Raw genomic sequence first — 12,384 nt, forward strand, 5'->3', positions numbered from 1 at the left:
GCCGCTTTTCTCTCACGTTCACCGGAGCAGTCAAATGCATGGCTTTTCGGTACCGTCGATCGATATGGAACGCTATCCGGCCGGCGAGCAGCCCGCCGTAACGGGCGCCGGCGACCCGCCGGAGCTGATCTGGCACAAGGACCGCGATCTCGCGGCCGATTCCGCCGCGCGCCGCTCGGGCGCGCAGTCGCATCTGATCCGCGAACTCGCATCCGCGGCCACGCCGGCGGAGCGCATCCGGCTGTTCGCGGGTTTGCTGCGCATCATCGGCTTCAACACGGTGGCCTACGTGACGTTGCAGGTCGTCAATGAGCGCGTGGCACGCGCCTTCATGGTGGAGGGGCTGGTACCGGCGCAATTTCGCGGCAACTACTTCCACGAACGCTACTTCGAAGTCGATCCGCGGCTCGTTATCGGCCGTGTGCATACGCCGCCGGTCGTGTGGGACCTTTCGCAGCTGAACAAGGCATGCCGCAGCCGCGGACGCGATCCGCGCGCGAATCGCTTTCTGCAGGAAATGGACGCCGACGGCATGCGTTCGGGCATCATGCTCGGCCTGCCGGTTCCCTCGACCGATCTTCAGGTGATCGTCAGTTTCACGTCGATGAACCCGAAACTCGCGTGGATCGACAGCAGCATTCTCGCTCAGACGCTTGGGCTCGGCCTGTCGCTTCATCAGCTTGCCGCCGGATACCGGCGCACGCTTGCGCAGCAGTTCGTGGCGACGGCGGTGTCGGAAAGGCAGCGGGAGATTCTGCTGTGCATCGCGTCCGGCCTGTCGGACAAGCAGATCGCGTTGCGGCTGCATACGAGCGTGCACAACGTCGACTATCACTTGCGGCTGCTGCGCAAAACGTACGGTGTCGGCAATCGTGCGGAACTTGCGTATCTGGCGGGACGTCTGCGGCTGAATTGACAGCCTGCATTGATGCATGCGGTGGCCGCTTGCCGGCGCGATCTAATGCGCGGCAAGCGTCGTCTCGCTCAGGCAGCGCGTGCACCAGCGGTTGGGATCGTCGGCGCAACGTACCGTGATGAACTGCCGTGCGTCCGGCGTGCGGCATGGCTGCCGGACCGGTGCGCGTTGGGCGGTTTTGCGCGGCGGGGCGGCTTGCGCGATGGATGCTTCGGCTGCATCGGGCGCGGCGGTGCGCACCGCCTCGACAGGTTGCGCCGCCGAGTCCGGCCCGCGTGCCGCTTGCCGCGCATTCGTATAAGCGCCGGCAATCACGCGCGCCACGTAACCTTCCCGATACCCGGTCGAAAAATTGCCGCTGTAGTAGCAGGAAAACGCCCCGCGCAATGCGCCTTGCTCGTCGCGTGTCTGCCCCGCCGAACGCGCGAAGCATTGCGCCAGAATTGCGCCGCTCGCGCGCAGATTGCGGCACGGCTCGAAAATCGTTTCGATGGTTTCGCCGAAGCGCTGCAAATTGCGCACGTTGATCTGTGCGAGCCCGAGACTGAAATCGAAGCCGCGCGCCGCGAGCGCATGTGCGGTCGCCACGGCTTCGTCGTAGTCGCGCGGCTGGCGTTTCAGATGGCCGCCGACCACGCCGATCGCATACGGATTGAAACTCGACTCGACACGCACGATCGCCGCCAGCGTCTGCGTGTCGACATGCGGCGCGCAGGTCCGCGCGAGTTCGGCGAAGCTCGCCGACGCCGCACCGTTCTGCTGTGCGGCCGCGGCGAGCGGCAGCGCAGCGGCGGCGAGCACCGTTGCGGCTAGCCACACGAACCCGCGCACGGCACTCATCGCGGCCTCAGCGATACGACAGGATCAGCCCGTGAATCAGCACGGACCAGCCGTCGAGCGTGACGAACAGCAGCAGCTTGAACGGCACGGAAATGGTGGTCGGCGCGATCATCTGCATGCCGAGCGCGAGCAGTACATTGGCTACCACCAGATCCACCACCACGAACACCAGATACAGCACGAAGCCGATCTGGAACGCCTTCATCAACTCGCTCAGCGTGAAGCTCGGCACCAGCACCAGCAGGTCGTCCTGTTGCAGATTCTTCGCGCGCGCCGCGGGCCATACGCTAGTGGCCGAGCGCACGAAGAAGCTGCGTTCGCGCTCCTGCGTGTGCTGCATCATGAAAGTCTTGATGGGCGGCGCGGCGGCGTCGAACAATTGCAGCACGTCCTGCACGTTCATCTGGCTGCCGACCGAGAAATTCTGCTGCTTCAGGTTGTCGCCGATATCCATGCCGACCGGCGCCATGATGTACACCGACAGAATCAGCGCAATGCCGTTCAGCACGATATTCGGCGGCACCTGCTGGATGCCGAGCGCGCTGCGCAACAAGCCGAACACGACGACGAGCTTGGTGTAGCTCGTCACCATCAACGCCGCGAACGGAGCGATGCCGAGCGCGGCGAGCAGCGCCACCATCGCGATGGGATTCGGCAGATTACCCATCGTGGCGCTGGTCCGGCGTTTTTGCATGCGTTGGTGCGTGCGTTGGCGTTTGCGTTGGCGTTTGCGCGGTCCCCGGCGCGAGTTCCGCGACCCGCACGCCGAGCTTGTTGCCGACCGCGATCAGATGCCCGTGTCCGACCAGCATGCCGTTCGCGAGGATGCGGATCACGCCCTGGTTCAGCGGCTGCTCGAGCTCGAGCACGAAGCCCGGCCGCAACGCCTTGAGCTGCGCGAGCGTCAGCGTGCGCCGCTCGAGCTCGAAGCTCGTGGTGACTTCGAGCGAGTCGAGCGGCAGCGCGGCGGCGGCTTTGGCGCCGCTAGTGCCGCTAGTGCCGCTAGTGTCATTGGTAGCGCCGGCCGGCGCGGCGTGCTGATCCGGCGTTGGCGTGGTTGCGGTCACGGCGTTCCCCTGAATCTGTTCGATGGTGATGGTGGCGCCCAGCACGCGTGCGTTTAACGTGATGCCCGGCGAACCGCGTGTTCTGGCGTGGCAGGTCAAACCCGTGCCGGCCGACTTCCAGCGCTCGATCGCGATGATGTCGCCTTGCTGCAAGCCGTTCAGTTCCTGTTGCGCGAGGCGCGTCGTGCCGATGCAAAACGACAGCGGCACCGGGAGCATGTCGAAATCGTGCGGGCCGAGCGCGGGCGGCGGCGGATCGGCGGGGCAGGCGAGCGCGAGAAAGCGGGCGTCGTCGAATTGCAGTGCGCCGTGCGTGCGCCAGTCGGCGGCGCCCGGGCTAACCTTGCTGACCGAAAAACGGAGTTCGGCGCCAGCGTCGGTTGCGCCGGGCGCTTCGCCGTGTTCGGGCGCGAACAGCACCGCGTCGTGCCGCGTCAGCCGCGCGAGCGCGTTGCAGACGGGCGCCAACGCATCGGCAACCAGCGCGCAGCGAATTGCCTCGGGCACGGCCGGATCGGCCGCGTCGCCGATCAGCTCGGGCTCGGCGAGCGCCTCCAGCAGCAGCCAGCCGGATGCCGGGCCGAGGCGAAAGCGGTAGCGGCGCGGCGCGCCTTCGGCGAGCCGCGCGTTGAAGTCCCAGCGCAGCGCGTAAGCGGCGCCGCCGGCTTCGAGTGCGAACGGGCGCGGCCATGCATAGGCGCGCCGCAATGCGCGCGCGGCCTCGGGCGCGAGCCGCGGCAGCAGCGTGCTATCGCCGAGCGCGCCGACGGATGAAGCGGGGGGCGTCTTCGCGTGCACAGCGGCGGATAACGGCGTGTGCAACGGCGCGTGCAGCGGCGTGTGCAGCGGCGCGGCATCGCTATCGAACGCCTGCGGTTCGCGCATCGTCGCGGGACCGTTCATCGCGCGTCGTGCTGACCGGCCAGATACGCGAGATGCACGCGGTTCTGCGCGCCATAGCGTTTCTTCAGCAGTCGCAAGTGATAATCGACGTTATGCGTCGACATCTGCAATTGATCGGCGATCTGTTTGTCGCTCATGCCTTGGGTCAGCGCGGTCAGGATGCGGCGCTGCACGTGCGAAATCGGCTTGTTGCGCGGCGGTGCTTCGTCGAGCGAGGCCGCATGGCTCAACAGATATTCGTGCAGCGCGAGGCCCAGCGCATAGGCCTGGCCAATGACACGGTCGCCGATCCAGTGCTTCGACAGATTGGCGCAACTGAAATTGATCACGCTCTGGTGCGGACTCGACGGACTCGCGAGCCCGAACGTGATGCCGCTGCGCAATCCGGCTTCATGCGCGTCGTCGAGCAGATGCCGCAGACGCGGTTCGACGGTTTGCAGCGCATCGCCATAAGGCGCTTGCGCGAGCGACGTGAGGTCCCACACCAGCGGCCATTCGTAGCGGCACGCGAAGGCGATGCGCGGATCCACTTCGATATAGCGCTGTGCGACATAGCGGTCGGGCCAGCCGGGCGCGGCGTATTCGCGTACATACAGCGCGCGTGTGATGAGGTCGCCGGCTCGCGCGAGCCGCCAGTAGCACAGCCAGTCGAAGCCGATCGCGCCGAGCATCGTGCCGATCAGCAGGCGCCGTTGCGCCGGGCTGCGCGCGCCGCTCAGTTCGTCGGCGACTGCCGAGCGTGCGGCCGGCAACGGCTTGCTGGCGAGGTCGGCGATACAGCGCTGCCTGCCGTCCAGCATCACGTAGCTATCTTCGGCGCGTTGGCTCGATTTCAAGCTTTCCTCCAGGTCCGGATGCGTGACCCCAATGTAATGTCGAACGCGGACGCGGAACACTACAGCGTTTCGTAGTGCGGCGTGAAATGAACGCGTTCAAACCACCGGATCCCACGAGTTTTCCAGGCACTGCCACGACAGGGTTTCTCTAAACTGACTGCACCATTGGCTTTCATGGAGCGCTGTTCCGCAACTCGCCGAAGGCGGCTGCGAAGGACACACGTTCATGCCTTTCGATACGGTCAACAAGCTCTGGCGCGGCACGCTGGGAGTGGGGTGGCGCGAACGCGGCGCCCGCTTCTCGCTCGCGCGCAACTACGACTTGCTGCTGGCGCTGTTCGTCGCGGCGGTGGTCGCGCTATTCGTGCTGCCGTTGCCGACCGTGGTGCTCGACGGCCTGATTTCGCTGAACCTGGCGTTGAGCATCCTGCTCCTGACGGTGTCGACGTACCTGCCGTCCGCCGTGAGCTTTTCATCGTTTCCCGCGCTGCTGCTGTTCACCACGCTGCTGCGGCTCGCACTGAACATCGCTTCGTGCAAGCTGATTCTGTTACAGGCGAATGCAGGACATGTCATTGATACCTTCGGGCGTCTGATCGTCGGTAATAACTTCGTGGTCGGCGGCGTGGTGTTTCTGGTGATCGCAATCGTGCAGTTCATCGTGATCGCGAAGGGCTCCGAGCGCGTCGCGGAAGTGGGCGCGCGTTTCTCGCTCGATGCGATGCCCGGCAAACAGATGAGTATCGACGCCGATCTGCGCGCCGGCATCATCACGTCGGACGAAGCGAAGCGGCGCCGCGAATTGCTCGAACAGGAATCGCAACTGCATGGCGCAATGGACGGCGCGATGAAGTTCGTCAAGGGCGATGCGATCGCGGGCATCATCATCGCGTTCATCAATATTCTGGCGGGCATCGCGGTCGGCACGCTGATGCACGACATGAGCGTGTCGCAGGCTTTGCACCGGTATGCGGTGCTGACCGTCGGCGACGGCATGGCTTCGCAAATTCCGTCGCTGCTGGTGTCGATCGCAGCGGGTGTGGTGACCACACGGGTTGCGTCGCGCGACGCGCAGGAGCGGCACCTCGGTGAACAGATCGGCACGCAGATCACCAATCATCCGCGCGCGATGCTGATCGCCGGTGTGATCGTTCTCGCCTTCGTGCCGGTGGCGGGTTTTCCGAAGTGGTCGTTTCTGCTGCTGGCGGGCGGCATGATCTCGGGCGGCGTATTCCTGATGCGGCGGCGCAAGACGGTGCCCGCACTGAATCTGATCACGCTCGCGGATGCGCCCGCCGACAGCGAAGCGGGCATTGGCGCGGGCGGCTCGCTGGTGCATCCGCTCGGCATGACGGCGCTGCTCGCGGTGGTGTTCGCCCGCGATCTGCGCGCGCATCTGAATCTCGTGCAATTGCAGGCGGCGCTCTCCGAAGCGAAAGCGCGCGTCGACGTCGATCTGGGCCCGGTGTTTCCGCGCATGAACCTGCGTTTCGATCCGGTGCTCGCGCAGCACAGCTATCGGATTCTGTTGCAGGACGTGATTGCGTCGACGGGCTATCTGCGTCCCGGTCTGCTGTTATGGGACGGCACATCGCCGCTGCCGGCCGATCTCGAACGCGAAGCGGGTGAGCCGTTCGGGCCGTTCACGCAGCCGGTGTGGATTGCCGCTCACGGGTCGCCACCGGGCGGCCGCGCGGCGCACGTGTCCCACAGGGGGAATCTCACGCACGAACAGGTGCTCGCGCAGCATCTGGAGTCGATCGTACGCGCGAATCCTGCCGCGCTGATCGGGATTCAGGAGACGCAGGCACTGGTGCATCTGGCGCGCCGCGACCATCCGGAACTGATCGCCGAACTCACGCGCATCGTGCCCTTGCAGCGGATTACCGAAGTGCTGCGGCGCTTGTTGCTCGAACACATTCCGATCCGCAATCTGCGGGTGATTTTCGAAAGCCTCATTACGTGGGCGCCGAAAGAACCCGACGACACCATCGCGCTGGTCGAGCAGGTGCGCGTCGACCTCAAACGGATGATCACCGACCGCTATTGCGGCGTGAGCCGCAGCCTCGATGTCGTGCTGTTCGAGCAGAGCTTGCAGGACCGCGTGCAGGCGGCGATCACGAAGACGCCGCAAGGCGTGTTTCTCGGCCTCGCGCGCGACGTGAAGGACAACGTCGGCGAACAGACCCGCGCGGTGATGGAGTCGCTGCGCAGCGGCGCGCGCGAGGGGCGTGAACGGCGCGTCGGCGTGCTGGTGCCGATGGCGGTGCGCTTCTATGTGAAGTCCGTGCTCGAGCCGGTGCTGCCCGATGTGCCGGTGCTGTCGTATCAGGAGATCGAGGAGGACGTGCGGCTGCATACGATCGGCTGGGTGAAAAACCCTGCATGAACCCGGTACGAACCCGGTACGAACCCGGCATGAAGCGCATGACGAACCCACGCCCCAACCATGGAGAAACCGCATGACCGCAGCCGCGCTTCTCGACATCACGCGCCAGGCGTTGTTGCTGGTGTTGATGCTGTCGTTGCCGGTAGTGCTGGTGGCGACCGGCACGGCGCTGTTCGTTGCGATCGCGCAGGCCGTCACGCAGGTGCAGGACTCGAGTATCGGCACGTCGGTGCGAATGATCGTCGTGATGGTGACGGTGATCGTGCTGGCGGGCTGGGCCGGCCGCGAATTGCTGATCTTCGCGCGGCAGGCGCTCGAGCGGGTGTTCGTCGTCTTGCCAGGGATGTCGTGATCAACTCGCCACAGGGCTTTCACTTGAAAAAAATAGTTCATCCCGTTCTGTTGATACGCATGCGCGGCACGCTGCTGCTGATGTTCGCGCTCTGCATGCTGGTGCCGCTGTCGCGCGCGCATGCGGCGGAATTGCAATGGCGCAACCGCAGTTTCGAAATCGTCGCGAACGGCCGGCCGCTGGCCGATTTCCTGCGCGAACTGGCCGCTTCGCAGGGCACCACGGCGGTAATCGACGGCAAGGTGGAAGGCAGCATCAGCGGGCGCTTCAACGACACGCCGGTGCGTACGCTCAATAGCGTGTGCTCGACCTACGGCTTGACGTGGTACTACGACGGCTCGTTTCTGTACATCGAACGCGCGGCCGACGCGCAAACCCAGGTGTTTCCGATTCCGCGCGGTTCGGCGTCGAATCTCGCTCAGGCGCTGCAGTCGATGCAGATCACCGACAAGCGCTATCCGCTGCAGATCAGCGACCGCGACAGCACGGCCTATGTATCCGGGCCGCGCCGCTATGTGGAACTGGTGCGCCAGGCGATCGACTCGGTCGGCAACGGCGCGGCGAACACCGACCACGCGGATATCCGCGCATTCCGGCTCAAGTACAACTGGGCCGCGGACTTCGTGATCAATCGCTCGGGCAAAGAGGTGACGATTCCCGGCGTGGCGACGATTCTGCGCAAGCTGTACCTGCGCGGCGCGAGCAACAACGCGCCGAGCGCGGGCGCGATGCGCCTCGGCGGCCCCACCCGCGAAGTCAAGCTCAGTTCGGGCGACACGATCAACGTGCCGCGCATCGAGATTCCGCTGGCCGGCACGAGCGGCGGCAACGGCGTCGCGTCCGGCGGCGGTGGTGGTGGCTATGGTGGCGGTTACGGTGGTTACGGCGGCGGCCAGGGTCCGGGCGGCGACCTGAACGCGTTCGGCGGCGCCGACTCGTTGCCGCAAATCGAAGCCGACCCGGCGATCAACGCCGTGCTGATTCGCGACACGCCCGATCACATGGGACGCTACGCATCGCTGATCCAGCAGCTCGACGTGAAGCCGCGCATCGTCGAAATCAATCTGACGATCATGGATATCAGCTTGCAGTCGCTCGATCAGCTGGGCGTGGACTGGCGGCTGCATACGAGTCACGGCGACTTCCAGTTCGGCAACGGCGCGAATCCGCCGCTGACCTTCGCGGCCGGCACGACCGAAGCCGGGCAGACCGGCACCACCACGCCGGTGGGCCTCGCGCTGACCGCGTCGATCGGCGGGTCGCTGCGCGACTATCTGCTCGCGCGGATCAACGCGCTCGCCCGCACCGGCGACGCCAAGCTGTATTCGAAGCCGAAAGTGCTGACGCTCGACAACACCGAAGCCGTGCTCGAAAACCTCACCGAGTTCTACGTGCAGGTCCAGGGCTTCCAGGACTCGTCGCTGTACGGCATCACGACTGGGCAAAGCGTGAAGGTGACGCCGCTGATCGTCGAAGACGGCACGCAGCGCGTGATGATGTCGCTCGACATTCAGGACGGCGAGGTCACGAATCAGCAGGTGTCGAACGTGCCGGTGATCCTGCAGCGGAACATCGTCACCAAGGCGATGATCGACGAAGGCAAGAGCCTCCTGATCGCGGGCTTCAACAGCGATGCGCAGAGCTTCGACAAGACCGGCATTCCGCTTCTGTCCGATATTCCCTGGATCGGCCACCTGTTCAAGTACACCAACAAGAACGGGCAGCACATGGAGCGCTTCTACATGATCACGCCGCGCGTGGTCACGCCGTCGGCGGAATATGCGTCGACAGGCGGCGTGGAGAACTACACGTCGGATCTGATGCAGAACGTGGTGGTGCCGCCGTCGAACGACTCGCTGACCGCGCGTGCGCAGACGATCGCGCCGCCGCCGGCGCCGGCAAGTTCGGCCGCTGCCGCGAATGCCGCGCCGGCGACGAGCGCGCCGGTTGCGACTCCGTCCGCGACGCCGCCGGCCGCTCCCGCTGCAGGAGACAGCAATGGTCAGCAGCGGCCCTGATGCGTCCGGCTGGCAACTGTGTTTTTTGAACGGTCCGATGTCGGGCCGCACGCTGTGGCTGAAGCTCGGTGAGAATTGGGTCGGCACCGGCGCCGATTGCGAAGTGATTCTGCCGGATCGCGAGATTGCCGCGCGGCAACTGTGTCTGCATGTCGGCTCGATTGCGGTATCGATCCAGAACCAGGGCGGCGCGCCGGTGCTGCTGAACGGCACGCCGCTCGCGCAGATGCGCCGCGCGTTGATGCCCGGCGACACGGTGACGCTCGCGCACGTGAAGTTCGGCATCGAGCGGCTGGCAGGCGTGCAGGTCATGCCGGCGGGCGCGGCAAGCGCGAGCGGCGCGAAGCGTCGCGGCGAATCGCACCGCTGGCTCGCGGTGGCGTTGCCGGCGTGGCTCGGCGGGCTCGGCAGCCGCCGTCTGATGTTCGCGCTGCTGGCGCTGTGGAGCGCGTTCGCGATCGCGGCGGGCAGCTATGTGGCGGTGGCGACGCGCGGTTCGTTCTGGTGGTCGCATCAAAGCCGCTTCGAACGGATGCGCGATGTGGAAGGCGCGTTGCGGCAGTTTCCCGAGCTGACGGTCGAGCCGGGGCAGGGCAACGGCATCGTGGTGGACGGTTACGTGCGCGACGCCAACGAACGCGCGCGGGTCGCGGCGATCGTCAACGGTTTCGACGGCGTGACGCTCGGCGAGGTGTACAGCGTCAACGAATTGCTGGCGACCGCGCAGCAGACGTTGAGCGACACGCCACTGAAAGTGGCCTACACGGGCCGTGGCCGCGTGACGATCAGCGGCGTCGCGACGCGGGCGGTGTGGCAGCGCGTGCAGAACTTCAAGCGCGACGCGAAGCCGGCGGTCGAAGTGACCGACAAGGTTGTCTATGACGACAACGCCGGCGGTCCGCTGATCGCGGCGGGCGGCGGCGCGGTGCCGGTGGATATCGCGGGCGTGTATGGCGACGACAGCGGCACGCGTTACGTGGTGACGCGCGACGGACGGCATTTCTTCGAAGGCGCGACCTTGCCGGGCGGCTTGATGATCGCGTCGATCGATTCGGGCAGCGTCACGTTCGAGCGCAACGGCGCGCGCTATGTGGTGGCGCTGGGGCCGCACGGCGCTGCGCCGGCGCTGGCGTCGGATGCGGCGGCGTCGGCGGCGCCTTCAGTACCGCCTGCGGCGGCGCCCGCCGCGGCGGGCGTCGCCATGCCGGGTTCGTAGCCGCAGCCGTGCAGGGAACAGGGAATTCAAGGAGTGTCTTGCAGGCCGCAAGTCGGGCGTGCGAGGGCAAGGCGCCGCGTGAGCGGCATTTCATTAGTCCAAGGAGTCGATCATGACCACGTCAAACGTAACCAGCACAGGAACGAACCCTTCGTCGAATTTGCCGGACAACACGGCGCAGATGCAGGCGTTCGAAGAAAAACTGTTCGAGCAGCAGATGCAGATGCAGTCGATCGGGATGGTCGGTCAGTCGCATGCGCAGACCGTCAGCGTGTTGAACAACATGAGTTCGGCAGAAGGGGGCGCCAATTCGAGCGCAGGCCGGTTGGGCTAAGCGGCGGCGGTTTGCGGCGGCGCTTCGTTCACGCGGGTCGCGGGCCCGCTGTGACGAAGCCGCCCTCGCGCGCGGTGGTGTCGGTGATGCAGGCGCAGCACTTGCAGGACCTGTAATGCAGTTTTCAAGCGCAGTTTTCAAGCACGGAGCTGAATCATGACTGGATCAGCGATAGCGCCGGTCGGCGCAGAAGCCGTAGTGCAGAAGTCGGCCGCCGAGTCGGTGCAGCAGGCGCAATGGACCGCGTCCACGCAGCCGCAGGCCGGACCGCCGCCCGCCGGACAGGGTCAGGAATTCGCCGCGCAGATGGGCGGCGCGCGCAGTGTCGAAGCGGCCACGACGGCATCGGCGCCGGTCTCGAATAGCGGCGTGGTGAATTACCTCGACGGCCTCGGGCGGCATTTCAGCGACCTCGCCAACGTTCGTCACGAGGCGTTGCGCCCCACCGGCGACTGGGGCATGGATATGGCGCGGATGATGGAATACAACTGGGACCTGTCGATGACGGCCAATGGTTGCCAGTTCGCGCTGTCGGCCGCGCAGGCGGCGAACAATTGCTCGCGCTCGGTGTTGACGCCGGATAAAGGCTGATCGCAGCGGCTAAACGTGAGGTCAGGCGCGTGCCGGCGGCGAGCGGAAATCTGCCCCCTACGCCGCCACCCACGCCACCGCCCGCGAGGCGCACAGGATGAGAAAGCGATGACGAGAATTGTCGGATGGTTCGGCGCGGCCGTGTTGCTGCTGTGTCTGGCCGGCTGCGAGCAGGAACTGGTGTCCGGCCTCGACGAAAGAGACGCCAACCAGATCGTCTCAGTGCTGGCCGACGCGGGTATCGGCGCGTCGAAGGAAAACGTGGAGAGCCGCGACGGCGCGGCGGCGTGGCAGGTGAGCGTGGACGGCGGCGCGATGGGCGACGCGCTGAAGGTGCTGCGCGCGCACGGCCTGCCGCGCCAGCGACTCGCGAGTCTCGGCCAGGTGTTCCAGCAGCAGGGGCTGGTGGCGACGCCCGCCGAAGAACGCGTGCGCTATATCTACGGCGTGCAGCAGGAACTCGCGCGCACGCTCGAGGACGTCGACGGCGTGGTGGTCGCGCATGTGCAGGTGGTGATTCCGGAGAACGATCCGCTGTCGGACAAGATCAAGCCGTCGTCGGCGGCGGTGTACATCAAGTACCGGCCGGGCATCGATTTGCACGCTACCGCGCCGATGGTCAAGGACCTCGTCGCGCATAGCATCGAAGGGCTCGCGTACGACAACGTGTCGCTGTTCCTGCAAGCCGATAGCGCGGCGAGCCAGCGCGCGGCGGGCCTGGGCGGCGACAGTCTGGCGAACCTGCTGATGCTGCGCACGCCGTTCGCGTGGCTCGCGTCGTTACTGCTTCTGCTCACGCTCGGCGTGGTCGGGCTGATCGGCGCGCGGCGCGGCGTGTTCGGTTCCCGCATCGCCAATGCAATGGGCGCGCGCTCGTCGCTGGCGGCGGGTGCGTCGGCGCGAGGCGAGTGAGATGGAGGCC

General features: G+C 66.0%; 12 protein-coding genes. 8 read left to right on the forward strand and 4 right to left on the reverse strand.

Annotation, left to right across the window (positions count from 1 at the left end; genetic code table 11):
- Positions 1–34 precede the first annotated feature (34 nt).
- Positions 35–916, forward strand: a complete 882-nt coding sequence (locus tag AC3WLT_RS10035; RefSeq protein WP_492591728.1) for a helix-turn-helix transcriptional regulator — start codon at positions 35–37, stop codon at positions 914–916.
- 42 nt (positions 917–958) lie between these two features.
- On the opposite strand, the gene AC3WLT_RS10040 is transcribed toward AC3WLT_RS10035, so the two are convergent.
- From AC3WLT_RS10040 to AC3WLT_RS10055, 4 genes are read right to left on the reverse strand one after another with little or no spacing between them, the layout of a single operon-like run.
- Complete coding sequence (locus AC3WLT_RS10040) at positions 959–1,756, reverse strand: lytic transglycosylase domain-containing protein (RefSeq protein WP_492591729.1); 798 nt, start codon at positions 1,754–1,756, stop codon at positions 959–961.
- A 7-nt stretch (positions 1,757–1,763) separates the two neighbouring features.
- Complete coding sequence (sctR, locus tag AC3WLT_RS10045) at positions 1,764–2,423, reverse strand: type III secretion system export apparatus subunit SctR (protein ID WP_492591822.1); 660 nt, start codon at positions 2,421–2,423, stop codon at positions 1,764–1,766.
- Complete coding sequence (gene sctQ / locus AC3WLT_RS10050; protein WP_492591730.1) at positions 2,416–3,726, reverse strand: type III secretion system cytoplasmic ring protein SctQ; 1,311 nt, start codon at positions 3,724–3,726, stop codon at positions 2,416–2,418. The genes sctR and sctQ overlap by 8 nt, the downstream gene beginning before the upstream one ends.
- Positions 3,723–4,562, reverse strand: a complete 840-nt coding sequence (locus AC3WLT_RS10055) for a helix-turn-helix transcriptional regulator (protein WP_492591731.1) — start codon at positions 4,560–4,562, stop codon at positions 3,723–3,725. The genes sctQ and AC3WLT_RS10055 overlap by 4 nt, the downstream gene beginning before the upstream one ends.
- 226 nt (positions 4,563–4,788) lie before the next feature.
- Between AC3WLT_RS10055 and sctV the strand changes: the two genes are divergently transcribed.
- From sctV to sctJ, 7 genes are all read left to right on the forward strand, one after another.
- Entirely contained in the window at positions 4,789–6,951 is a 2,163-nt protein-coding gene (gene sctV / locus AC3WLT_RS10060; RefSeq protein WP_492591732.1) for a type III secretion system export apparatus subunit SctV, read from the forward strand.
- A gap of 73 nt (positions 6,952–7,024) precedes the next feature.
- Positions 7,025–7,303 carry a flagellar biosynthetic protein FliQ gene (locus AC3WLT_RS10065; protein WP_492591733.1) on the forward strand — a complete coding sequence of 93 codons (279 nt, stop codon included), beginning with the start codon at positions 7,025–7,027 and terminating at the stop codon, positions 7,301–7,303.
- A gap of 59 nt (positions 7,304–7,362) precedes the next feature.
- Positions 7,363–9,321, forward strand: a complete 1,959-nt coding sequence (gene sctC, locus AC3WLT_RS10070; protein WP_492591823.1) for a type III secretion system outer membrane ring subunit SctC — start codon at positions 7,363–7,365, stop codon at positions 9,319–9,321.
- Positions 9,302–10,537 carry an FHA domain-containing protein gene (locus AC3WLT_RS10075; RefSeq protein WP_492591734.1) on the forward strand — a complete coding sequence of 412 codons (1,236 nt, stop codon included), beginning with the start codon at positions 9,302–9,304 and terminating at the stop codon, positions 10,535–10,537. The genes sctC and AC3WLT_RS10075 overlap by 20 nt, the downstream gene beginning before the upstream one ends.
- Positions 10,538–10,649: 112 nt before the next feature.
- Entirely contained in the window at positions 10,650–10,871 is a 222-nt protein-coding gene (locus AC3WLT_RS10080) for a hypothetical protein (RefSeq protein ID WP_492591735.1), read from the forward strand.
- A 156-nt stretch (positions 10,872–11,027) separates the two neighbouring features.
- Positions 11,028–11,462, forward strand: coding sequence for a hypothetical protein (locus tag AC3WLT_RS10085; protein ID WP_492591736.1), 435 nt, complete (start codon positions 11,028–11,030; stop codon positions 11,460–11,462).
- 108 nt (positions 11,463–11,570) lie between these two features.
- Positions 11,571–12,374 (forward strand): type III secretion system inner membrane ring lipoprotein SctJ, encoded by an 804-nt coding sequence (gene sctJ, locus AC3WLT_RS10090; RefSeq protein ID WP_492591737.1) that lies wholly within the window; start codon positions 11,571–11,573, stop codon positions 12,372–12,374.
- Positions 12,375–12,384 lie beyond the last annotated feature (10 nt).

This window comes from Paraburkholderia sp. FW306-2-2C-D06C, from assembly GCF_058781505.1.